We start from the raw sequence: 20641 nt of genomic DNA, 5'->3' as shown, positions 1-20641 counted from the left end.
AATGGTCCGCACCGTCTCGGAAAGTGCAAGAATGTCACGCCCGTAATGTTTCGCGATGTTTTATATTCTTTACAATGTATGATTATAGAAAACCATTCGCGTTTTTAGTCAATTCGTAGTATTTCATAGAGATATCTAGAGAAATTTGCGATGCATTACTGAGTATTTAATTGATATAGTCTGATATTCGCCGCAGGCCTGATTGTCGCAAGCGCTCTTCAAAAAAGCTTCTTGCGGCCGAGGCAAACAGAGGCGTCCGACACCCGAAGGCGCTGGCGGCCTGACGGCTCGCTGGTCCGGCAGATGCTTCGGGCAGCGTCACCCGCACCGTCATCACGCGCGAAGCGAAGTGACCCAGGACAGCGCGACAACGCCACATGGGCCGCCACGCCGGGTTGCCTCGCTACGCTCGCCATGACGGAAACGGAGTGATCACCCGGAAACCCTATGCGGGAGATCGATTCCGGCTGGAACGCACCGGGAATCGGACCTGCCGCCCTATGGTGGCGTCGGTCCTGGCTCGACGATCGCCGGGGGCGGCGAGCCCATCCGCGTTCGGGGCGGCGCAGCCTCAGCGCACCTCGCTGACGCGCTTGGTCGCCCGCTTCTCCTGCTTGTAGGCGGTGATCGCCGCGGAGCAGCCGGGCGACAGGTTCTTGAGATTGGTCTTGAAGCAGGCCTCGACCTCCGGGCCGCCGGGCGCGTAGGCGCTGCAATATTCCATGTAGTCGCCGGTGCAGTGCTGCTTGAGCGCCTCGCGGGCCGGGGATTGCTCGGCCAGCGCCGCGGCCGGGCCGAGGCAGAGACCGAGGGTCAGGAGGACCGCCTTGGTCGAAGTCATGGATGTCCTTGTCGCTGTGCGATGATCGCGCGGACGGGCCGCGCGGCGATGAACGCGGCACCTGAGCGCCAAGGATGGCGTGACTTTGGCGCGGATGTGCCGAACCTGCGCCATCCCCGCTCTTCCCACTATCCCGGTGCGACGACGTCGGGGAAAATCCTGGTTTCAGAAGGCCCTACACCGTCAGCGGGTGCCGGATACGGCCCTGCGGCAGGGCGTCGCCCGGCGCCGCGGGGCTGCGCGCCGAGCGCCGCCGGAGGGCGCCAGACCCTCCGGGAGCCCGGCCCCGGGCCCGCCATCCGGTCGATGGCGCGGCCATCCCCGGAGCGGCGGGCCGCGGTCTCAGTGCGCGCCGACGCGGCGGGTGGGCACGATGTCGTTGGCGACGATCTCGCCGAACGGGCCGTCGTTGCGGGCGTTGCCCAGCGGCCGGCCCGTGGTGGCGCGCAGGGGCAGTTTCGGGAAGACCAGCTCGGCGAAGCGGTAGGCCTCCTCGAGATGCGGGTAGCCCGAGAGGATGAAGCGGTCGATCCCGAGATCGATATACTCCTTCATCCGGTCGGCGACCTGATCGGCCGAGCCGACCAAGGCCGTCCCGGCGCCGCCGCGCACCAGCCCGACCCCGGCCCAGAGGTTGGGCGAGACCACGAGCTTGTCGCGGTTGCCGCCGTGGAGCGCCATCATGCGGCTCTGGCCGACGGAATCCTGCCGCTTCAGGGTCTCCTGCGCCTTGGCGATGGTGGCGTCGTCGAGCTTCGAGATCAGCTTCTCCGCGGCCTCCCAAGCCTCGGCCTCGGTCTCCCGGGCGATCACGTGCAGCCGGATGCCGTAGGAGAAGGTCTTGCCCTTGGCCTCCGCGGCCTGCCGCGCGGCGGCGATCTTCTCCGCGACCTGGGCCGGGGGCTCGCCCCAGGTGAGGTACACGTCGCAATGCTCGGCCGCGACCTCCATCCCGGCCGGCGAGGAGCCGCCGAAATAGAGCGGCGGATAGGGCTTCTGCACCGGCGGGAAGATCACCCGGCCGTTCTCGGCGCGCAGGTGCTGGCCCTGGTAGGTCACGGTCTCGCCCGAGAGCAGGCCCCGCCAGATCGTCAGGAACTCGTCGGTGACGACGTAGCGCTCGTCATGGGACAGGAACACGCCGTCGCCGGCCAGCTCCACCGGATCGCCGCCGGTGACGACGTTGATCAGCAGGCGCCCGTCCGAGATCCGGTCCAGCGTCGCGGTCATGCGGGCCGCCGCGGAGGGCTCCATCAGGCCGGGCCGCACCGCCACCAGGAAGCGCAGCCGCTTGGTCAGCGGCGCCAGCGCCGAAGCCACGATCCAGGAATCCTCGCAGGAGCGCCCCGTCGGCAGCAGCACACCGTAATAGCCGAGCTCGTCGGCGCCCTGGGCGATCTGCCGGAGGTAGTCGATCGAGACCTCTCGGGCCCCTTCCTGGGCGCCGAGATAGCGGCCGTCGCCATGGGTCGGCAGGAACCAGAGGACGTCGGCGCGCCCGTCATGCGTCGTGGTCATCGGGGTCTCCATTGCGGTTGCGGGCCGGATGCGGAAAAGCCGGATCCGACTTCTCGCATCCGGCGATCACCAAGAGCTACAGCAGACCGCCGCTTCCGGGAAACGGCGGCCCGGTGTCAGACGTTCGGCTCGGCGCCGAGCAGATGATCGAGGATACGCCCTTCGAGCCGAGCCAGATCCGGATCCCCGCGCCGGCGCGGGCGCGGCACGTCGACCCGCAGGTCGAGGGCGATGCGGCCGGCCTCGACCACCAGGATGCGGTCGGCCAGCGCCACCGCCTCGGACACGTCGTGGGTGACCAGCAGCGCGGTGAAGCCCTGCGCCAGCCAGATCCGCTCGATCAGGTCCTGCATGCCGATGCGGGTCAGCGCGTCGAGGGCGCCGAGCGGCTCGTCCAGCGCCAGCAGGCCCGGCCGGCCGACCAGCGCCCGGGCCAGCGCGACGCGCTGGCGTTGGCCGCCCGACAGGGTCGCGGGCCACTGCCCCGCCTTCTCGGCGAGGCCGACCTCGGCTAGGGCCGCGAACGCCTTGTCCCGGCGCTCGGCCCGGGAGCCCTGGCCCGATAGGCCGACCGTGACGTTGTCCACCACCCGGGCCCAGGGCAGCAGCCGCGGCTCCTGGAACATGATCCGCTTGGGCGGATCGCTCCGGCGCGGGCCGGTCTCGGGGCCCTCCAGCAGGATCCGGCCGCCCGTCGGCGCCTCGAGCCCCAGGATCAGGCGCAGCAGGGTGCTCTTGCCGCAGCCGGAGCGCCCGACCACGGCCGTGAACCCGCCGGCCGGCAGGTACAGGTCGAGTCCCTCGATGACGGCGTGGCCGTCGAAGCTCTTTCGGAGGTCGCGGGCGGTCACGGCGATGCCGCGGCCGGCGGGTGGCGCCGGTTGATGGGGCGGCAGCGGGCCCGCGTCGGCGCTCCGGGTCTCGGGAACGGGATCGGCCGGGGCCTCGCGGCGAAGGGCGTCGAGCAGCATCAGGCGCTCCTGTAGGCGGGGTTCCAGGCGAGGCAGGCACGCTCGAGCTGGCGCGTCAGCGCGTCCGCGAGCTTGCCCAGGGCGGCGTAGATCAGGATCGCCAGCACGACGACGTCGACCAGCATGAACTCACGGGCCTGCATGGCCATGTAGCCGAGCCCCGAGGAGGCGGAGATCGTCTCGGCGACGATCAACGTCAACCACATGATGCCGAGCGCGTAGCGCAGGCCGACGAAGATCGACGGCAGGGCGCCGGGCAGCACCACCTTGGTGAACAGCTCCGTGCGCGACATGCCGTAGACGCGGCCCATCTCCACCAAAGCCGGGTCCACCGAGCGGATGCCGTGCAGGGTGTTGGCGTAGATCGGGAAGAACACGCCGAGCGCCACCAGGAACAGCTTGGCCTCCTCGCCGATGCCGAACCACAGGATCACCAGCGGGATCAGCGACAGGTGGGGCACGTTGCGCACCATCTGGACGGAGGTGTCGGTCAGCTGCTCCGACACGCGGGAGAGGCCGTTGGCGAGCCCGAGGGCGAAGCCGATGCCGCCGCCCACGGCGAAGCCCGACAGGGCCCGCAGGGTGCTGACCCAGAGGTTGGTCCAGAGTTCGCCGGTGCGCCCGGCCTCCCAGCCGGCCCGGACCACGTCCAGGGGGGCCGGCATGAACCGGTTCGAGACGAGGCCGGCCGACACCGCAGCCTGCCAGCCCAGCAGGATCGCGATCGGCAGGAGCCACGGCAGCGCCGTGTCGCGCAGGCGTGTGAGGGGGGTGGGGCGCATCATCGGCTCTCCGCCCGGCGTTCGGGCTGTGTCCAGACCGCGTCGGCCACGCGGATCGGCTTCGGCAGCAGGCCGAGGCCGTGGAAGGCGTCCGCCACCCGCTGCTGGTCGGCGATCGCCGTGGCGTCCAGGGGGGCGGCCCCGTAGGATTGGCGTTCGAGGGCGATCTTGAGGACCGGCGCCGGGATGCCAACGGAGGGGGCGAGTTCCGCCGCCACGGTCTCGGCGTGGCCTTCCGCCCAGGTGTCGATCGCTCCGATCGCCGTCAGCACGGCCGAGATGATCTCCGGGCTGGCTTCCGTGAAGCCGCGGCGCGAGAGATAGAACTCGCGGTTGGGTGCGATCCCCCGCCCGTCCGCTAGCACGCGGGCGTCGGTGGCGCGCTCGGCGGCGGCGAGATAGGGATCCCAGATCGCCCAGGCATCCACGGAGCCGCGCACGAAGGCGGCGTTGGCGTCCGCTGGCGCCAGGAAGGCGAACTTCACCGCATCGTAGGGCAGCCCGGCCTGCTCCAGCGCGCGCACCACCAGGAAGTGGACGTTCGAGCCCTTGTTGAGCGCCAGCGTCCGGCCGCGCAGGTCGGCCACGCTGCGCACCGGGCTGTCCTTGGGCACGAGGATCGCCTCGCCCCGCGGGGCCGGCGGCTCGGTCGCCACGTAGCGCAATTCGGGGCTTGCCGCTTGCGCGAAGATGGGTGGCGCCTCGCCGGCCGTGCCGAAATCGATCGCCCTGGCATTCAGGGCTTCCATCAGCGGCGGCCCGGACGGGAATTCCGACCACGCCACCGCGTAGCCCAGCGGCTTTAGCGCCGTCTCGAGGGTGCCGCGGGCCTTCAGCAGCACGAGCGACCCGTATTTCTGGTAGCCGACCCGAACGGTGCCGCCCGCGGCCCGGGCAGGCCGCAGGACGCCGGCCGCCGCGAGGCCGAGGCCCGCGGACAGGAATCTTCGGCGGTGCGGGGCGAGCCCGGACGCAAGGGGGTGGCTGTTATGGTCGGTCATGATCTCAGCCGTTTCGGGCGGGTGGCGCCCAGACCGCGTCGGCGACGCGGATCGATCGGGGAATCAGCTTCAAGGCGTGGAACCGGTCGGCGACGGCCTGCTGCTCGGCGGTGACGCGCGCCGTCATCGGGCCGATCACGTAATCGTTGCGATCCACCGCCCGGCGGGTGGCCGGCAGCGGCACGCCGGTGCCCTGCGACAGAAGCGCCGCGACCGCGCCGCGGTTCTCCCGGCACCAGGCGGCGACCTCGCCCAGCGCGTCGATCGCCGCGACCAGTACCGGGCCGCGTGCTTCCGCAAAGGCACGGCTCGCCAGAAAGAAATTGTTCTGTGGCGTGATCTCGGTGGCGAAGGCCAGTACGCGCACGCCCTCCCCCGCCTCTGCGATGGCGAGATAAGGATCCCAGATCGTCCAGGCGTCGACGCTGCCGCGGGCGAAGGCCGCCGCCCCGTCGGCCGGCGCTAGCAGGACCGGCTCGATATCGGCGTAGCTGAGACCCGCCTTCTCCAGAGCCGCCACCGTGAGGTTGTGTGCGCTCGTCGCCTTGCCGAAGGCGACGCGCTTGCCCTTGAGGTCGGCGAGGCTGCGCAGGGTCGAACCCTTGGGCAGCAGGATCCCGGCGCCGGAGCCGCCGGCCTCTTGGGCCGCCACGTAGACGAGGCTGGAGCGCGCCGCCTGGGCGAAGATCGGCGGTGCGTCGCCGGTCTGGCCTAGATCGATCCCGTCGAGGGACAGGGCCTCGACCAGGGGCGGCCCGAGCGAGAACTCGACCCAGCGCACCGTGTGGCCGAGGGCCTCGAGGCGCCGCTCGATGATCCCCTGCTGCTTGGCCACCACCAGGATGCCGTTCTTCTGGTAGCCGATGCGCAGCACGCCGGGCTCGGCCGCGCGAGCGCTCCGAATGGCCGGGACGGCCGCAAGGGATGCGGCCAGGAAGGTGCGGCGGTCGAGCATCGCGCGGCTCACTCGGCGGCGGCGAGTTCGGCCGGGCCGGTCGCCGTCGCCGCCCGGTGCAGCAGCAGGGCGGCGAGCTGGCCGCCGGCCTCGGCGGCGCGGGCCCGCACGCCGGCCTCGACCAGGACGCCGTCGCTGAAATCCGTATCGGACGCGTAGACCGCGGTCGGGATCTGCAGCGCGCCGAAGAAGCCGAAGAGTGGCCGGAAGGCATGTTCGACCACCAGGGCGTGGCGCGCCCCGCCGCCCGTGGCCACGATGGCCACGGGCTTGCCGGCCAGCGCGGTCGGATCGACCAGGTCGAACAGGTGCTTGAACAGGCCGGTATAGGCGCCCTTGTAGACCGGCGAGCCGACCACGAGTCCGTCCGCCTCCTCGATCGCGTCGAGCACGCGGCGGGCCGGCAGCGGCAGCTGATCCCGGGTCCAGGCGGCCCCGAGGCCGGTGCCGGCATCCACGAAATCGAAGATCCGCCCGTCGAATGCCGCCTGGGCGCAGGCCTCGTGCAGCACGGCATCGACCAGCGTGCGGGTCTTGGACGGGCGCTGAACATTCGCGCTCAGCCCGACGAGTCTCGGTCGTGTCATTGCAGAAGCCTTGCGATAAGGCCGGACCGCCCTGCGCGATGGCGAATGGCGACGGCGCAACCGGATATCCGAATAGAGCGCTAGAATTGCTGACTGCGCCGGGCGACGTCAATGAAACGGCTTTTCCAATTCATCTGGAATAGAAAAACGTTCTGCTCGAAAACGGCGGTTCGGAACTCGGTTTCATCTCGTGATCCAGGCGCGGTACAGGCGCGGTCCGCGCTTGGCAGGGAGAAAATTTAACACCGGCGCGCATCCGGTCTCGCCGTCGTGACGAACGGAGAGGAAAATTGTTCGGATTGGCGTGTCGGGAGAAGGACCGTCTTGCCGGGACGATCGTGTCGCCGGGAGGTGGCCGTAACACGCTGCAAGGGCCCTGGTCCGTGCAGTGCGGGCCGGCCGGGGGAGGCTGCGCGAATGCCGAGGCTCCGTCGCATGCGTCCCGGTTCGGATCCGGGGTCGCGAACGAAAAAGGGCCAGCCGTGGTGGCTGACCCTGCATCGTTCGACGAGTCTCGTGCGTCGCGCGCTTCGCCGGTCCGCGCTCGAACTTACTCCGCCGCGGTCATCTCGGCGGTGAAGTGGCCGCACCAATCGTTGGTGGTCACGACCGGCCACAGGCCCTTGGACTCGGGAGCGGGCTGGCTCACCGGCGGGTTGAAGCGGCACAGGCCGGCATCGCCCTGGGCGCTCGCGCCGTTGCCCTTGTGTTCGTCGAAGAACTTGCAGCTCTCGCAGTTTGCGCTGGCCATGTCTCGTTGCTCCCGTATCGGTTCGGCGGCGTGCCGTTCTCTCTTGCGAATTAGAACAGCTACAATCTGCTGGTCAACCGGCGACGGAGTGTGTGGTTCCACGTCCGGAGCGGCGCGCTCGGATCCGGTGCCCATCCGCTCGGCCGCCGACACTTGGCCGCTGCAATCGTCCTTGGGCCGAGCCCCTGCGCTTCCTGCCGCCGTCCTCGACCGCCGTGCCCGCATCGCTCACCCCGAAACGCGATCGGCGCGCGTGGAGGTTCCGCGCGCGCCGATCCTGGCGATCTTTCGCCCGCGCGCCCACCGGGGTGGGCGCGCGGCCACTGCCGTCAGAGGCTTCCCGGGCCCTTGGCCAGGCCGCCCAGCGTGAACAGGTCGACCGAGAGCTTCGCGCCGATGACGAAGGCATCGGGGATCGGCTTCGGCCGGAGCGGGAAACGGGTCTGGTCCGGGCCGATCACGTATTGCAGGTTCGGCATCAGCCGGACCGCCGGGGTGAGCTGGATGCCGTAGCTCAGCTCCAGGATGGTCTGCAGGGTGTCGACGTTGCGGCTGCTGAGCCCGTACGAAGCCCGCGCCGCCCGGATGTTGGCCGAGCCCAGGGGCGACAGCTTCTCCATGGCGAACACGAACCCGAGGGTGTCGTAGGGCCGGCCCGGGAAAGTGCCGGTCAGCACGGCGCCGCCCTCCAGGAAGTAATCCTGGGTCTGCCGCCCGCCGGTGCCGCCGATCGCGACGCCGAAGATCGACAGGCCCTGGACGGCATTCGGGTCCGGACGCCAGACCATCTGGTCGAAGCGGGCATAGACCGCCGACCGACCGAACCGGGTGAGCGGGTCGAGATCGCTGAACACGCTGGCCCCACCGCGCAGATCGTAGATCGGGTCTTGATAGTCGGATCGGTCGAAGACCGCGCCGATGCTGTAGTTGCGCGGCAGCGGGTCGTTGCCGAAGTTGGTCGAGTAGCCGACCTCCACCGGGACGAGGACGCCGGTGGCCCCGCGGGTCGACCAGTCGATGCCGTTCTGGTTGGGCTGCTGATCGCGGGGATTCACCTCGTAGACGCCGGCATGGATGAACACCTTGTCGGTGACCCAGGCCTTGGCGTGGGCGCCCCAGGTGGCGATCGGCCAATACGTGAAGTTCGTCAGCTTGAAGATGGATTTCGGCGCGCCGCAGGTTGCATTATTCTGGAAGTTGCAATACAGCGGTGAACCAAGGAAGTTCGGATTGGCGAGAAGACGGCCGACCTCGATATCGAGACGGTTGTCGAACAGCTTCTGCTCGTAGGAGACCGACGTGAGGTGAGCCGTCTGGCCGCCGCCGTAGATCTCCTGAACGCTTCCGTTGAAACCGATATAATCCTGCGCGAGGCTCCGGCCGTGACGCTGGGTCACGATCGTGTGGAACGAGCCGCCTTCGATCCCGGCGAGTCGGTCGAGGTCGGCGTCGAGGCCGAACACGACCTGACCGGCATAGGCCGATCCCTGGCGGATGCCGCCGGACGGGTTGGCGGCGAATTCCCCGGTGTAGTTCAGGATCATGCTGATCCCGTTACCGAGATAGAGCGTCCCCGGCGGCAGGCCCGGCGGCGTCGCGCTGTTGCCCTGCACGTCGATCGAGGCCGCCGCGCTGCTCGGGCCGGCAGCACTCCGTGACTCGCGGATCGTCCGACGCCGCGCGCGATTCGCACGGTACTTGGCCTTTGCGGCCGGGGTTGCCCTCGGGCCCGGATTGACCAGGGACGGCCCCCCGTCCGGGGCGTCTGCGATCTGAGCCTCAGCCGTGCTGATGCCCGCAGAGAATGTGGTGGCGCAAAGTGCGAGCGCCGCCCATCGCGTGTGCTTTCCCATGAGATAACTCCCCCTAAGACGCGCGGCCCTGATTGGCTCTGTCGCGTTCGTGTTCCGCCGGGATCCCTCCGGTCAGTCCGTGAAGGCCTCCACGGAGCGGCGCTCGCCGCGCAGGAAGGCGTCGGCGACGTGGATCAGCGGGTTCAGGTCGACGTCGCTCGTGCCGGATCGGACGAGGGCGGCGAATCGGTCGTAGAGGCCGCGATACTCGGCCTCCGGTGGCAGCAACTGCGGCGCGCCGTCGATCGTGAGGACGCCGCCGCCTTGCGACAGCACCAGCAGGCCGTCCTCGGTGTCGACGCGGATGTCCCAGGTCTGCGGGCCGGTCTGGCGCCAGTCGAACACGGCCTCGATCGAGGTGCCGGCGGCGTCGGTGAAGTGCAGGTCGGCGGCGATCGGCGCCTGCCGGTTCTCCGGGACCGAGAGGGTCGCGCCCGTGAGGAAGAAGGGCGGCAGGATGTGGGTCGCGATCGACAGGGCGTTGATGCCCGGATCGAACACACCCATGCCGCCGGCCTGCCAGATCCAGGCCTGGTTGGGATGCCAGTGCCGGACATCCTCCATCCAGGCGATCGCCACCGACCGGATCCGGCGGCCGGACAGCCATTGCCGCGCCGGCTCGACCCCGGGGGCGTAGCGGGAGTGCCAGCTGGCGAACAGGCTGACACCCCGCGCCCGCGCGGCCTCCACCAGGATCCCGACCTCCGCCAGCGTCGCCCCCGGGGGCTTTTCCAGGAACACGTGGCGGCCGGCCTCGATCGCCGCCAGGGCGGCCGAGAACCGGACCTGCGGCGGCTGGCACAGGGCGACCGCGTCGAGGTCGCCCTGCCCCGCCAGCATCTCCGCCAGGGTGCGGTAGTTCGGCACCCCCTCGAAGCGGCCTTCGCGGCTCGCCACGGCCGTCAGGGTATAGTCCGGCGAGGCGCCGATGACCGGCAGGTGCTGGTCGCGGGCGATCTTGCCGACGCCGACCAGACCGATGCGGATCGTCCCGTTCGAAGCCGGCATCTCAGAGGACCTTCACGGACAGATCGCGGGCGGGCGCGACCGCCAGGGGATTGCGCAGCGGCAGGGTGAACGGTGCGGCCTCGATCTCGAACACGTCCCCGGGCCGCGCCGTGACGCCGTCGCTGAACGACAGGGTCGCGGTGCCGAAGAAGTGGACGTGCAGGTCGCCGGGGCGGCGGAACGGGGCGTATTTGAAGTGGTGCCGCTCCAGGTTCTCGATCGTGTGGGACATGTTCGCCTCACCCGAGAGGAACGGCTTCTCCCACAGCACGGCGCCGTCGCGCAGGATGCGACTGGAGCCGCGCACGTCCGCGGGCAGCGCCCCCAGCCACAGCTCCGGGCCGAGCGCCGCCGGACGGAGCTTCGAATGGGCGAGCCACAGGTAGTTGCCGCGCTCGGTGACGTGATCGGAGAACTCGTTCGCCAGCGCGAAGCCGAGGCGCACGGGCGTGCCGTCCGCGTCGATCAGGTAGATGCCGGCGATCTCCGGCTCCTCGCCGCCGTCGAGGGCGAAGGCCGGGGATACGAGCGGCTCGCCGGTGCCGACGATCGCGGCGCCATCGCCCTTGTAGAACCACTCGGGCTGGACCCCGGTCTCGCCCGGGGCGGGCTTGCCGCCCTCGACGCCCATCCGGAACATCCGCATCGAATCGGTCGGGGCCGGATCCGCAGCGGCGGCCCGGTGCATCTTGTCCCGGCCCTCCGCCGAGCCGAGATGCGTCAGCCCGGTGCCACTCAGCAGCAGGTGCGCCGGGTCCGCGTGGTCGATCGGCGGCAGCAGCCGCACGGCGTCGAGGTCGATGGTGTCGCCGAGCCCGTGCCGGGCGGCCGTCTCGACCAGGCCGTCCCCCGCCGCGAGCGCGCGCCGCGCCAGCTCGAGGACGCTGTCCACGCCGGCCACGGCCCGAGCCTGGCCGTCCTGCAGCACCGCCACACCCCGCCGCCCGTCCGAGGCGCGGAATTGTAGGAGTGATTGCCCCATCTTGCGTTCTCCCAGGGCCGGCTTTGGCTGGGCCGGCTCGAAATCGGTGTGTGGCGGCGTGCGTTCGCGCGTCAGCGCTCGAAGGCCGGGCTGATCGTGCCGTCGACCCTGCGGGTGAGATGCCAGGGATTGTCCGGACGCAGGGGCTGCGGCAGCAGCGCGTCGGGCAGATCCTGGTAGCAGACCGGTCGCAGGAAGCGTTCGATGGCCAGGGTGCCGACCGAAGTGGTCCGCCCGTCGGAGGTGGCCGGGAACGGGCCGCCATGGACCATCGCGGGGGCGACCTCGACCCCCGTGGGCCAGCCGTTGGCCAGGATGCGGCCGACCTTGCGGGCCAGCGCCGGGACCAGGCCGGCGGCGATGTGCTCGTCCGCGCGGTCGAGATGCAGCGTCGCGGTGAGCTGGCCCGGCAGCGCGGCGATGATGCGATGGACCTCTTCGAGATCCGTGGCCGCCACCAGGATCGCCGCGGGGCCGAACATCTCGTCGGCGAGGCTGGGATCCGACAGGAACCGCGCCCCGTCGGTGCGCAGCAGGGTGGCGGGTGCGCCGCCCGGTCCGGCGCTCGCGCCGCGCGCCGCCACCGTGACCCCCGGGCGGCCCGCCATCTCGGCGACGCCGCGCTCGAAGCGGGCGCGGATGTCGGCGGTCAGCATCGCGTGCGGCGCGCTCTCGCGAATCGCCGTCGCGGCGGCCTCCGCGAAGGCCTCCAGGTCGGAGCCCGCGATCCCGATCAGCAGGCCCGGATTGGTGCAGAACTGCCCGGCCCCCATGGTCACCGACTGGACGAAGCCCGCCGCCAGGGCCGCGCCCCGCGCCCGCAGGGCGCCGGGTAGCAGCAGGACCGGGTTGACCGCGCTCATCTCGGCATAGACCGGGATCGGCTCGGGGCGTCCCGCCGCCACCCGCATCAGGGCGAGCCCGCCGCCACGCGAACCGGTGAAGCCGACCGCCTTGATGCGCGCATCGGCGACCAGCGCCGTCCCCAGGGCGTTCGAGGGCCCCGGCAGATAGGAGAACACGCCCGGATGCAGGTCGCTGTCAGCCACCGCCGCACGCACCGCGCGGGCGACCAGCTCGCCGGTTCCGGGATGGGCCGGGTGGCCCTTGACCACCACCGGGCAGCCGGCCGCCAGGGCGGAAGCCGTGTCGCCCCCGGCCACCGAGAAGGCGAGCGGGAAGTTGCTGGCGCCGAACACCGCCACCGGTCCCAGGGCGACGTGACGGCGGCGCAGGTCGGGCCGCGGCAGGGGCGTGCGCTTGGGCTGGGCCGGATCGATCGTGGCCTGGACCCAGTCGCCCGCGCGGACGACGTTCGCGAACAGGCGCAGCTGGCCGATGGTGCGGGCGCGCTCGCCCTCCAGCCGCGCCCGCGGCAGCCCGGTCTCGGCCATGGCCCGCGCGATCAGGGCTTCGCCGAGATCGCCTACCGCCTCGGCCACGGCGTCCAGGAAGCCGGCGCGCACCGCGGGGGTCGACTCGGAAAAGCTCGGGAACGCCGCATCCGCCAGCGCGCAGGCCGCCTCGACCTCGGCCGCGCCGGCGGCCGAAAAGGCGGGCTCCAGCGCCGCCCCGCTTGCGGCGTCGGCGGCCCGGAACGTATCGGTGGTGGTCGCATCCTCGGCGCCGATCAGGATCGTGCCGCGAAGCTCCGCGTTCATCGTCAGCTCTTTACTCATACAAATAACTTAGAGCAGTTGTGCAGTGGCTGCAAGCGTCGCAGCACTATGGTGCTTGTGGGTGTTGGCGCTTGCACTCCTACAACTTCAGGGTACGATCGCGGTGATCCTGCCCCGTCCTGGCGGCTTCGGACCGGAGGTGACAGTTGAGGGGGGATCCGGGCTACGAGGACATCAAGCTGCCGCTGGCCTCGGGCTCGCGCAGGATTCACGGTTCGGTGGCGCGCGATCTGGGCATCGCGATCCTGGCCGGCCGGTACGCGCCCGGGGACGTGCTACCGGGCGAGATCGAGTTCTCGGAGCAGCTCAAGGTCTCGCGCACCGCCTATCGCGAGGCGATTCGCATCCTGAGCGCCAAGGGGCTGGTGGAGAGCCGGCCGCGCACCGGCACCCGTGTGACCCAGCGCAGCCGCTGGAACCTGCTCGACCCGGATATCCTCGCCTGGGCGTTCGAGGCCGAGCCGAGCGAAACGTTCATCCGGGACCTGTTCGAACTGCGGATGATCGTCGAGCCGGCGGCGGCGGCCCTGGCGGCCGAGCGGCGTTCCGCCCTCGACATCTCCCGGATGGGGCACGCCCTGGAGGAGATGGGACGCTACGGCCTCGCCACCGAGATCGGGCGGGCCGCCGACCAGGCGTTCCACAACACGATCCTGGAGGCGGCCCGCAACGGACCCTTGATGGCCCTGTCGAGTTCCATTGCCGCTGCCGTGACTTGGACGACGATCTTCAAGCAGCGTCGCAGCGCCCTGCCCCGGGACCCGATGCCGGACCACCGGATCCTGTACGAGGCGATCGTGGCCGGCGATGTCGAGGCAGCGCGGGTGGCGATGACCGAACTGGTCCGCCTCGCCCTGTCCGACACCGAACTGTCCCTGACGGCGTGAACCCCGCCGCCGCGGCGGCGGGGTTCCGCGTCAGTGGTTGTCGCGCGGCAGGCCGCTGGTCTGGGCGATGCGCTGGAAGCGCTCGGACCCCTCCAGGATCGCGCCGGTGTGCATCTGCCCCACGCTCGCGCGCTGGATCGCCTGCCACGGGGTCTGGGATGCCGGATAGGCGTATCCCCCGGCCTCCTCCAGGGCCTTGCGCCGCCGCTCGATCTCGTCCGCGTCGAGCAGCATGTCGGCGGTGCCGCGCTTCAGGTCGATCCGCACCCGGTCGCCGGTGCGCAGCAGCGCGAGCCCGCCGCCGACCGCCGCCTCGGGCGAGGCGTTGAGGATCGAGGGCGAGGCCGAGGTGCCGGACTGGCGCCCGTCGCCGAGGCAGGGCAGCGCGTGCACGCCTGAGCGGATCAGGTAGGCGGGCGGGCGCATGTTCACCACCTCGGCCGCCCCCGGATAACCGACCGGGCCGGCGCCCCGCATGATCAGGATGCTGTTGTCGTCGATCGCCAGCGCCGGATCGTCGATGCGGTGGTGGTAATCCTCCGGCCCGTCGAACACGACGGCCCGGCCCTCGAAGGCCTCCGGATCGTCGGGGTTCGAGAGGTAGCGTTCCCGGAACTCCTCGCCGATCACGCTGGTCTTCATGATCGCCGCGTCGAACAGGTTGCCGCGGAGCACCAGGAAGCCTGCGGCCTCCTTCAGCGGCCGGTCGATCGGCCGGATCACATCCTCGTCCTCGATCACCGCACCGCGGCAATTGTCGCCGATGGTGCGCCCGTTCACCGTCAGGGCGCCCTCGTGGAGCAGCCCGCGCTGCATCAGCTGCGCGGCCACTGCCGGGAGACCGCCCGCGCGGTAGTAATCCTCGCCGAGATACTCGCCGGCCGGTTGCAGGTTGACCAGGAGCGGCACGTCGAGGCCGTGGGTCTGCCAATCGGCGATGTCGAGTTCGACGCCGGCGTGGCGGGCGAGCGCGGCCAGGTGGATCGGGGCGTTGGTCGAGCCGCCGATCGCCGAATTGAGCACGATCGCGTTGAGGAAGGCCTCCCGGGTCAGGATGTCGGTCGGCTTGAGGTCCTCGGCGACCATCTCGACCACGCGCTTGCCCGTGAGGTAGGCGACCTCCTGTCGGTCCCGGTAGGGGGCCGGGATCGCCGCGGAGCCCGGCAGCATCATGCCGAGCGCCTCCGCGAGCGCGTTCATCGTCGTCGCCGTGCCCATGGTGTTGCAGTAGCCCGTGGAGGGCGCGGACGAAGTCACCAGCTTGATGAATCCGTCGTGGTCGATCTCGCCCGCCGCCAGCATCTGGCGCGCGCGCCACACAATCGTGCCGGAGCCGGTGCGCTGGCCCTTGTACCAGCCGTTGAGCATCGGGCCCACCGACAGGGCGATGGCCGGGATGTTCACGGTGGCGGCCGCCATCAGGCAGGCCGGCGTGGTCTTGTCGCAGCCCGTGGTCAGCACGACCCCGTCGAGGGGGTAGCCGTACAGGAGCTCGACCAGCCCGAGATAGGCGAGGTTGCGGTCGAGGCCGGCGGTGGGCCGCTTGCCGGTCTCCTGAATCGGATGGACCGGGAATTCGAGCGCGATGCCGCCGGCCTCGCGGATGCCCTCACGCACGCGCTCCGCCAACACGAGGTGGTGCCGGTTGCACGGCGACAGGTCGGAGCCGGTCTGGGCGATGCCGATGATCGGCTTGCCCGAGCGCAGCTCGTCGAGGCTCAGGCCGAAGTTCAGGTAGCGCTCCAGGTAGAGCGCGGTCATGTCGATGTTGTCGGGGTTGTCGAACCACGCGCGCGAGCGCAGGGGCCGTGTGTTCGGGCGATCGGTCATTTCGTGTGGGTCCGGTGTGCCGCGCTAGTGGAGAAGCGGTAGGTGATGACGTTCCGGTAGGTCTTGCCCGGATCGAGGCGGGCCGAGCCGAAGGCCGGCTGGTTCGGGGTGTCGGGAAAAAGCTCGGGCTCGATCGCGAGGGCGTCCGACTGCCGGTAGGCCAGGCCGGACTTGCCCACCGCGGTCGCGTCGAGGAAGTTGCCCGCGTAGAATTGGACGCCCGGCTGGTTGCTGGCGACTTCGAGGATCCGGCCGGATTCGGGGTCCTCGACCCGGGCCACGAGATGCGGCTCGGTCGTGGGGGCGTCGGTGACGACCCAGTTGTGGTCGTAGCCGCGCCCGCGCACGATCTGGATGTCGCGTCCGTCGCGGATGCGGTCGCCGATCACCGTCGGTGTGCGGAAGTCGAACGGCGTACCCGCCACCGGGACATGCTCGCCCGTGGGGATCAGCGTCGCGTCCACGGGCGTGTAGCGCTCGGCTGGGATCGTCAGGACGTTGCCCAGGATCGAGCGGCCGGAGCCCTCCCCGGCGAGGTTGAAGAAGCTGTGGTTGGTCAGGTTGACGATCGTCGGCTTGTCGGTGGTCGCCTGGTAGGTCACGGACAGCGTGTCGGTGTCGTCCAGCGCGTAGGTTGCGGTCACGGTGAGCGTACCCGGATAGCCTTCCTCGCCGTCCGGGCTGACGTAGCGCAGGCTGACCGACGGCGCGGCGCCGCCCTTGACCTCTGTGATGGTCCAGAGCCGCTTGTCGAATCCCGCCGTGCCGCCGTGGAGCGCGTTGGATCCGTCATTGGTCGCCAGCGTGTAGGTCCGGCCGTCGAGGGTGAAGCGGCCTCCGCGGATCCGGTTGGCGTAGCGCCCGACGCTCACTCCGAAATAGTTGGGCTTGGCCAGGTAGCCGGCGAGATCGTCGTAGCCGAGGACGATGTCGGCGGGCTTTCCGGCGCGGTCCGGGACTTCGAGCGTCCGCAGCAGGGCGCCCCACGAGATCACGCGGGCGGTGACGCCCCTGCCGTTGGTCAGCGTCACCTCTTCGACCGTCCGGCCGTCCGGCAGGGTGCCGAACACGGTGCGGACCGGCTCGGCAGCCTGGGCCGCCACAGGGATCGCCGCGCAGGCGCCCAGCGCCACAGCCCCGACTCCACGCATGTGATCTCCCCGCAAGATGCCCGCCTCCCGCTTGCCGATCGTGCGCCGGCGCTCGACGCGTGCCGCGGTTGACGTCTTAAACTCCGCTATATACTCATACAAATGAAATTCACAACATCGGGCCGCGGCAAAGCGGCCCCGGGATGAGGAAACGTTTGATGGCAGGACCGATCGCGAGCATCGGAGCGCCCGCGGCTGGAACGGCGTCGGCCGACCGCGGCAGCTACCGCCCGGCCCTCTCGCTGCTCGCGAGCCTCTTCTTCATGTGGGGCTTCATTACGGTCATCAACAACACTCTGCTACCCCATCTCAGGAGCGTCTTCGACCTCGATTACACGCAGACCACGCTGATCGAGTCGGTGTGGTTCATCGCGTATTTCGTGGCCTCGATCCCGGCCGCGAAGCTGATCGCGCGCATCGGCTACCAGCGTGCCCTGGTGGTGGGCGTCGGCATCATGGCGCTGGGCACGCTGGGCATGGTCCTGGCCTCGCATCAGGTCTCGTACGCGATCACCCTCACCGCCCTGTTCGTCATCGCGAGCGGCATCACCCTGCTCCAGGTCGCGGCCAACCCCTACGTGGCGGTGGTCGGCCCCCCGGAGACCGCCCCGGCGCGCCTCAACCTCGTCCAGGCCTTCAACTCGCTCGGCACGACGCTCGCGCCGCTCTTCGGCGGCTACCTGATCCTCGGACGCTCGGCTTCGGGCAACCTCGCCGCCGGCACGACCCTGACCGCGGCCGAGCGACTGGCCGACGCGCAGTCGGTGCAACTCCCCTACCTGATCGTGGCGGCGATCCTCGTCGTGCTCGCCGTGGTGATCGCACGCTTCCCGCTTCCCGCCATGGGCGGCGGCGCAGGCGAGGCCGCGAAGCAGGCCGCCAAGGCCGAGCGCACCGGCCTGTCGCTCTGGCGCCACCGCAACCTCGTGCTCGGCGTGCCGGCGATCTTCATCTACCTGATCGCCGAGATCGGGGTGTCGAACCTGTTCATCAACTTCGTCTCGCAGCCCGAGATCGGCGACCTCACGCACACGCAGGCCTCGCATTACCTGTTCCTGCTCTGGGGCGGGATGATGATCGGCCGCTTCGTCGGCAGCTACCTGATGCAGGTGCGGTCCGCCGAGACCATCCTGGCCGGCGCCGCCCTGGCGGCCTTCACGGTCATGCTGGTGGCGACCTTCGCGACGGGGTCGCTGGCCATGTGGGCGCTGATCTCCGTGGGGCTGTTCCACGCGGTCATGTTCCCGACGATCTTCACCCTCGGCATCCGCGGCCTGGGCCCGCTGACCGAGGAGGGGGCGGGGCTGCTGATCATGGCGATCGCCGGGGGCTCCCTGGTGGTGGTGCAGGGCTGGGCCGCCGACCGGTTCGGCCTGCAGCACTCCTTCCTCATCACGGCCGCCTGCGAACTCTACGTCCTGTTCTTCGCGCTGTGGGGCAGCCGGCCGGGCCTGGGTGCCTCCGACCGCGCCTGAGAAGATATCGGCCCCCGTCCACGGTTCAGCGTAACGCGGTGGGCTGCGGTCCTCCGCCGGACTCGAGAAGGCGATCCCATGGAGGCACAGTTCCGCATCGTCGCCCGCCCCGAGCGCGACCGGCTCGGCGAAGGACCCGTCTGGGTGCCCGAGCGGGGGCGGCTGTTCTGGGTAGACATCGAGGCCCCGGCCCTGCGCTGGCTCGACCTTGCCGGCGGCGCCACGGGCACGCGCCCGTTTCCCGAGCCGATCGGCTGGATCATCCCCCGGGCCGGCCGGCGCGACTTCGTGATCGGCCTGAAGAGCGGATTCGCGCTGTTCGATCTGGAGGCCGACCAAGTCACGCCGATCGGCAATCCGGAGCCGGACTTTCCGGACAACCGCCTGAACGACGCCAAGGTCGACTCGGCCGGCCGCATCTGGGCCGGGAGCATGCACCAGGCTGAGACCGCGGTCTCGGGCGCCCTGCACCGGCTCGACCCGGACTTGAGCTGGCGACGGATGGACGGCGCCTACGGCGTCGCCAACGGTCCGACCTTCAGCCGCGACGGCCGGATCCTCTATCACAGCGACAGCGCCGCCCGGACCGTCTTCGCCTTCGACCTCGCCGCCGACGGGACCCTGGCGGGGAAGCGGGAATTCCTGCGCTTTCCCGAGGCCTGGGGCTGGCCCGACGGGATGACCACGGATGCGGACGGCTGCCTCTGGATCGCCCACTGGGGTGCGGGCCGGATCAGCCGGCTGGATCCGGAGGGGCGCCTCCTGAAGGCCATCCCGCTCCCGGCCACGAACATCACGAGCTGCGCCTTCGCGGGACCTGGGCTCGACCGGCTGTTCGTCACGTCGGCGTCGCGGGGCGTCGAGCACGAGCCGTCCGCGGGCGCGCTGTTCGAGCTCGATGTCGGCGTAACCGGCCTGCCGCCCCGGGCGTTCGGGGGCTGACCGCTCGATCCTCCGGCCGGGCGCACCGTCCGAGGGCTCGCTATATCGTGTGGCCGCTTCCCTCGGATGGGGGATGCGGCGCGGGAGTGCCGCGTCTACGGTCGGGCCTTCTCCGAGACGAGACCACCTTCAAACCCGCCCGGCCTGTGCCGCGGCGGGTTCTTTGATCGCGGTGGCATCACGCACGGATCGGCAGGCGGCCGACCACCGCGCCGGTCGCATCCCGCACGACGAGGGTCCACGACCCGCCGGACGCGCCCGTGCCGACGGAACCCGCCATCTCTCCGATCACGCTGCGCGCCTCGTCCAGGGCCTCCTCCAGGCTCTCGGCCTCGACGCCCACCTCGTCCCGGATCCGCTCCCGGCCGTTCTCGACATCGAAGTAGAAGCGCTCGGGCACCGACATCCCCCTGATGAACCCCTGTGGCGGGCGCCCGGACTATCTCTACGTAGTTTGATGGGCCACCGCGACCAACGTCGGCTGCGATAAACCTTAACCTAGCTAAAACGTGAATTGGACCGATTCACCACAATGCGTCCGGGATTTGAGCGCGTCGATCTACTATAGATCTGGCAGATAGCCCGCCCACCCACACCCGGTGGCCCGAAGCGGCGGCGCTTCTGACCTTGGGGCTTAGCCATGACGACCGCCGATGAGCCGCCTGCCGTGAAGGGAACGGGCGGCGGTTCAAACAGAAAAGAGATGGTACGGGCGCATATCCGAAGCGTTCTCTCAAAGATCAGTGCTTCATCAATACCCAAAGATCAGACGCGCTGATGGCGGCTTGACCATACGCCCTTGGGTGATGGGAGGAGCGACGGTCTCCGCGCACGACCGCCTTTTTACGTAGCAACGCCCTTCGAAATGGCGGGTTTCTGAAACCTCCAGCCTCGTAGCGCCGTAACCGACCCATGGCGGAAAACACCCCCCTTCGCGCCCATATCCGCGCGGTCTTGCTCAGGCTGGTGCGGACTTTGACCGACCGGACGGGCCCGCGCGGGCCGACGCCGCCATAGGGTCACCGCCCGCGCGATCGTCGCGACGGCATCGCCGTCTCCGACCCGTTAACCCTTCGTCAACCATGCGCCGACACAGTTCCGGACGGAGGGCTGGGCCATGGTTCGACGCCGGGATTTCGATGCATTGAGCGAAGCGCAGATCGCCGCGCGGCGCACGCAGAAGCGCTGGGTCGAGCCCAAGGCGCAGTTCCGCCCGGATGCGCCGCAGGCGGTGACCGAACTGCTCGACACGATCCAGCACGTGGCCGAGGCGGCCACCGGCGAGCGCAGCTTCCTGCACCTGCGTCCCGTGGCCGGCGGCGCGCGCGGCCGCGCACATTAACGCCCGCCACCTCTCAAGTCCGGGCCCGCCCACGGGCTGGCGAGCGCCGGCCGGTTCTGCAACAAGGCCGAGATGAGCCGGCGTAC

The 20641-nt window shown here is 70.2% G+C and carries 19 protein-coding genes; 4 read left to right on the top strand and 15 right to left on the bottom strand.

Translation table 11 applies throughout. The features are described from left to right. Positions 1 to 571 precede the first annotated feature (571 nt). The 12 genes from MFF40_RS03925 to MFF40_RS03870 form a co-directional block, all read right to left on the bottom strand. A complete protein-coding gene (locus MFF40_RS03925; protein WP_147898227.1) occupies positions 572 to 841 on the bottom strand; it encodes a hypothetical protein in 270 nt (89 codons plus the stop codon). A gap of 342 nt (positions 842 to 1183) precedes the next feature. After that, the gene (ssuD, locus tag MFF40_RS03920; RefSeq protein WP_238259721.1) at positions 1184 to 2359 is read right to left on the bottom strand and encodes an FMNH2-dependent alkanesulfonate monooxygenase; all 1176 of its coding nucleotides are present in this window, start codon (positions 2357 to 2359) and stop codon (positions 1184 to 1186) included. A 116-nt stretch (positions 2360 to 2475) separates the two neighbouring features. After that, the gene (locus tag MFF40_RS03915) at positions 2476 to 3330 is read right to left on the bottom strand and encodes an ATP-binding cassette domain-containing protein (RefSeq protein ID WP_147898229.1); all 855 of its coding nucleotides are present in this window, start codon (positions 3328 to 3330) and stop codon (positions 2476 to 2478) included. Next, positions 3330 to 4112 (bottom strand): aliphatic sulfonate ABC transporter permease SsuC, encoded by a 783-nt coding sequence (ssuC, locus tag MFF40_RS03910; protein ID WP_147857127.1) that lies wholly within the window; start codon positions 4110 to 4112, stop codon positions 3330 to 3332. The genes MFF40_RS03915 and ssuC overlap by 1 nt, the downstream gene beginning before the upstream one ends. Then, positions 4112 to 5113, bottom strand: a complete 1002-nt coding sequence (locus MFF40_RS03905; RefSeq protein WP_147898230.1) for a sulfonate ABC transporter substrate-binding protein — start codon at positions 5111 to 5113, stop codon at positions 4112 to 4114. The genes ssuC and MFF40_RS03905 overlap by 1 nt, the downstream gene beginning before the upstream one ends. Positions 5114 to 5117: 4 nt before the next feature. Further along, positions 5118 to 6068: an aliphatic sulfonate ABC transporter substrate-binding protein gene (locus tag MFF40_RS03900; protein WP_147898231.1), complete on the bottom strand. Its 951-nt coding sequence runs from the start codon at positions 6066 to 6068 to the stop codon at positions 5118 to 5120. 8 nt (positions 6069 to 6076) lie between these two features. Beyond that, positions 6077 to 6655: an FMN reductase gene (msuE, locus tag MFF40_RS03895; protein WP_147898232.1), complete on the bottom strand. Its 579-nt coding sequence runs from the start codon at positions 6653 to 6655 to the stop codon at positions 6077 to 6079. Between the two features lie 550 nt (positions 6656 to 7205). Continuing rightward, positions 7206 to 7406: a hypothetical protein gene (locus tag MFF40_RS03890; protein WP_050735995.1), complete on the bottom strand. Its 201-nt coding sequence runs from the start codon at positions 7404 to 7406 to the stop codon at positions 7206 to 7208. A gap of 329 nt (positions 7407 to 7735) precedes the next feature. Continuing rightward, on the bottom strand, positions 7736 to 9259 hold the full coding sequence (locus MFF40_RS03885) for a carbohydrate porin (RefSeq protein ID WP_238259720.1): 1524 nt from the start codon (positions 9257 to 9259) through the stop codon (positions 7736 to 7738). Positions 9260 to 9331: 72 nt separating this feature from the next. After that, the gene (locus tag MFF40_RS03880; RefSeq protein ID WP_147898234.1) at positions 9332 to 10267 is read right to left on the bottom strand and encodes a Gfo/Idh/MocA family protein; all 936 of its coding nucleotides are present in this window, start codon (positions 10265 to 10267) and stop codon (positions 9332 to 9334) included. Position 10268: 1 nt separating this feature from the next. Further along, positions 10269 to 11249, bottom strand: coding sequence for an AraD1 family protein (gene araD1, locus MFF40_RS03875; protein ID WP_238259719.1), 981 nt, complete (start codon positions 11247 to 11249; stop codon positions 10269 to 10271). Positions 11250 to 11320: 71 nt separating this feature from the next. After that, entirely contained in the window at positions 11321 to 12910 is a 1590-nt protein-coding gene (locus MFF40_RS03870; protein WP_378996953.1) for an aldehyde dehydrogenase (NADP(+)), read from the bottom strand. Between the two features lie 164 nt (positions 12911 to 13074). On the opposite strand from MFF40_RS03870, the gene MFF40_RS03865 reads away from it, so the two are divergent. Continuing rightward, positions 13075 to 13815, top strand: a complete 741-nt coding sequence (locus tag MFF40_RS03865; protein WP_147854721.1) for a FadR/GntR family transcriptional regulator — start codon at positions 13075 to 13077, stop codon at positions 13813 to 13815. 30 nt (positions 13816 to 13845) lie between these two features. Here MFF40_RS03865 and MFF40_RS03860 read toward each other — a convergent pair whose 3' ends face one another. Continuing rightward, positions 13846 to 15645, bottom strand: a complete 1800-nt coding sequence (locus MFF40_RS03860; protein ID WP_147854722.1) for an IlvD/Edd family dehydratase — start codon at positions 15643 to 15645, stop codon at positions 13846 to 13848. Then, positions 15642 to 16796 (bottom strand): aldose epimerase family protein, encoded by a 1155-nt coding sequence (locus MFF40_RS03855; protein WP_238259717.1) that lies wholly within the window; start codon positions 16794 to 16796, stop codon positions 15642 to 15644. The genes MFF40_RS03860 and MFF40_RS03855 overlap by 4 nt, the downstream gene beginning before the upstream one ends. Before the next feature lie 158 nt (positions 16797 to 16954). Between MFF40_RS03855 and MFF40_RS03850 the strand changes: the two genes are divergently transcribed. Together MFF40_RS03850 and MFF40_RS03845 are read left to right on the top strand one after the other, a co-directional pair. Further along, the gene (locus MFF40_RS03850) at positions 16955 to 18271 is read left to right on the top strand and encodes a sugar MFS transporter (protein WP_147898239.1); all 1317 of its coding nucleotides are present in this window, start codon (positions 16955 to 16957) and stop codon (positions 18269 to 18271) included. 78 nt (positions 18272 to 18349) lie between these two features. Further along, positions 18350 to 19213 carry an SMP-30/gluconolactonase/LRE family protein gene (locus MFF40_RS03845; RefSeq protein ID WP_238259716.1) on the top strand — a complete coding sequence of 288 codons (864 nt, stop codon included), beginning with the start codon at positions 18350 to 18352 and terminating at the stop codon, positions 19211 to 19213. Positions 19214 to 19391: 178 nt separating this feature from the next. Here MFF40_RS03845 and MFF40_RS03840 read toward each other — a convergent pair whose 3' ends face one another. Beyond that, positions 19392 to 19619, bottom strand: coding sequence for a DUF6894 family protein (locus MFF40_RS03840; RefSeq protein ID WP_415623805.1), 228 nt, complete (start codon positions 19617 to 19619; stop codon positions 19392 to 19394). Between the two features lie 711 nt (positions 19620 to 20330). On the opposite strand from MFF40_RS03840, the gene MFF40_RS03835 reads away from it, so the two are divergent. Then, entirely contained in the window at positions 20331 to 20555 is a 225-nt protein-coding gene (locus MFF40_RS03835) for a hypothetical protein (protein ID WP_147854727.1), read from the top strand. Positions 20556 to 20641 lie beyond the last annotated feature (86 nt).

The sequence above is a fragment of the Methylobacterium mesophilicum genome (assembly GCF_022179445.1).
Lineage (GTDB): Bacteria > Pseudomonadota > Alphaproteobacteria > Rhizobiales > Beijerinckiaceae > Methylobacterium > Methylobacterium mesophilicum.
The sequence above is the reverse complement of the archived record's forward strand: the minus strand, read 5'-3'. Positions and strand labels throughout refer to the sequence as shown.

Coding starts and splice junctions, on each gene's coding strand:
- MFF40_RS03925 (WP_147898227.1), bottom strand. CDS start 841: ATGACTTCGACCAAGGCGGTCCTCCTGACCCTCGGTCTCTGCCTCGGC.
- ssuD (WP_238259721.1), bottom strand. CDS start 2,359: ATGACCACGACGCATGACGGGCGCGCCGACGTCCTCTGGTTCCTGCCG.
- MFF40_RS03915 (WP_147898229.1), bottom strand. CDS start 3,330: ATGCTGCTCGACGCCCTTCGCCGCGAGGCCCCGGCCGATCCCGTTCCC.
- ssuC (WP_147857127.1), bottom strand. CDS start 4,112: ATGCGCCCCACCCCCCTCACACGCCTGCGCGACACGGCGCTGCCGTGG.
- MFF40_RS03905 (WP_147898230.1), bottom strand. CDS start 5,113: ATGACCGACCATAACAGCCACCCCCTTGCGTCCGGGCTCGCCCCGCAC.
- MFF40_RS03900 (WP_147898231.1), bottom strand. CDS start 6,068: ATGCTCGACCGCCGCACCTTCCTGGCCGCATCCCTTGCGGCCGTCCCG.
- msuE (WP_147898232.1), bottom strand. CDS start 6,655: ATGACACGACCGAGACTCGTCGGGCTGAGCGCGAATGTTCAGCGCCCG.
- MFF40_RS03890 (WP_050735995.1), bottom strand. CDS start 7,406: ATGGCCAGCGCAAACTGCGAGAGCTGCAAGTTCTTCGACGAACACAAG.
- MFF40_RS03885 (WP_238259720.1), bottom strand. CDS start 9,259: ATGGGAAAGCACACGCGATGGGCGGCGCTCGCACTTTGCGCCACCACA.
- MFF40_RS03880 (WP_147898234.1), bottom strand. CDS start 10,267: ATGCCGGCTTCGAACGGGACGATCCGCATCGGTCTGGTCGGCGTCGGC.
- araD1 (WP_238259719.1), bottom strand. CDS start 11,249: ATGGGGCAATCACTCCTACAATTCCGCGCCTCGGACGGGCGGCGGGGT.
- MFF40_RS03870 (WP_378996953.1), bottom strand. CDS start 12,910: ATGAACGCGGAGCTTCGCGGCACGATCCTGATCGGCGCCGAGGATGCG.
- MFF40_RS03860 (WP_147854722.1), bottom strand. CDS start 15,645: ATGACCGATCGCCCGAACACACGGCCCCTGCGCTCGCGCGCGTGGTTC.
- MFF40_RS03855 (WP_238259717.1), bottom strand. CDS start 16,796: ATGCGTGGAGTCGGGGCTGTGGCGCTGGGCGCCTGCGCGGCGATCCCT.
- MFF40_RS03850 (WP_147898239.1), top strand. CDS start 16,955: ATGGCAGGACCGATCGCGAGCATCGGAGCGCCCGCGGCTGGAACGGCG.
- MFF40_RS03845 (WP_238259716.1), top strand. CDS start 18,350: ATGGAGGCACAGTTCCGCATCGTCGCCCGCCCCGAGCGCGACCGGCTC.
- MFF40_RS03840 (WP_415623805.1), bottom strand. CDS start 19,619: ATGTCGGTGCCCGAGCGCTTCTACTTCGATGTCGAGAACGGCCGGGAG.
- MFF40_RS03835 (WP_147854727.1), top strand. CDS start 20,331: ATGGTTCGACGCCGGGATTTCGATGCATTGAGCGAAGCGCAGATCGCC.